Origin of the sequence: Martelella radicis (assembly GCF_014196625.1) — a bacterium.
Lineage (GTDB): Bacteria > Pseudomonadota > Alphaproteobacteria > Rhizobiales > Rhizobiaceae > Martelella > Martelella radicis.
In genome coordinates, this window is record NZ_JACIDZ010000041.1 from 1 (window position 1) to 1099 (window position 1099).

Annotated in this window: 1 protein-coding gene; it reads right to left on the reverse strand. The window is 60.8% G+C overall.

The genetic code is table 11. The annotated features are described in order from the left end of the window. Nucleotides 1-7 precede the first annotated feature (7 nt). Nucleotides 8-1099 (reverse strand): nitrate reductase subunit beta (narH, locus tag GGR30_RS23210; RefSeq protein ID WP_183491659.1); only part of this gene is annotated, 1092 nt, incomplete at its 5' end.

Below are 1099 nucleotides of genomic sequence, written 5' to 3' on the forward strand. Positions count from 1 at the left end.
ATGTTCATCAGACCTGCTCCTTGAAGATATCGGTTGGCGTCTGCACCACCTTGCGGCGTCCGGCGCCGAAGAGTTCGGTGTCGCTGTTGCCGCCCGAGCAGCCATTGCCGAAGGAGAAACCGCAGGAGCCGCGCACATCGTAAGCGTCCTCGGAAACCTCGCGGTGCGTGGTCGGGATGACGAAACGGTCCTCATAATTGGCAATCGCCATCACGTGGTACATGTCCTCGATCATCTGGCCGGTGAGGCCGACGCGTTCGGCAATCGCGTTATCGTCGACGCCGTCGACGGTTTTCGAACGCATATAGGCGCGCATGGCGAGCATGCGTTCCAGCGCATTCACCACCGGCTCCTCCTTGCCCGCCGTCAGCAGATTGGCGAGGTAGCGCACCGGGATGCGCAACGACTTGACGTCCGGCATATCGCCATCGAGACCGAGCTTGCCGGCTTCGGCGGCGGACTGCACCGGCGAGAGCGGCGGCACATACCAGACCATCGGCAGCGTGCGGTATTCCGGGTGCAGCGGAAACGCCACCTTCCAGTCGATCGCCATCTTGTAGACCGGCGAATTCCTCGCCGCTTTCAGCCAGTCTTCCGGCACGCCGTCCCTGCGGGCCTGTTCGATGACGGCCGGGTCGTTCGGATCGAGGAATACCTTGAGCTGTTCTTCATAGAGATCCTGCTCGTTCGCCGTCGACGCGGCTTCCGAGATCCGGTCGGCATCGTAGAGAATGACGCCGAGATAGCGGATACGGCCGACGCAGGTTTCCGAGCAGACCGTCGGCTGACCGGCCTCGATGCGCGGATAGCAGAAGATGCACTTTTCCGATTTGCCGGTATTCCAGTTGTAATAGATCTTCTTGTAGGGGCAGCCGGAGACGCACATGCGCCAGCCGCGGCACTTTTCCTGGTCGATCAGGACGATACCGTCATCCTCGCGCTTGTAGATCGCGCCGGAGGGACAGGCAGCGACGCAGGTCGGGTTCAGACAGTGCTCGCAAAGGCGCGGCAGATACATCATGAAGGTGTTTTCGAACTGGCCGTAGATTTCCTTCTCGACGCCTTCGAAATTCACGTCCTTGGAGCGCTTCTCGAATTC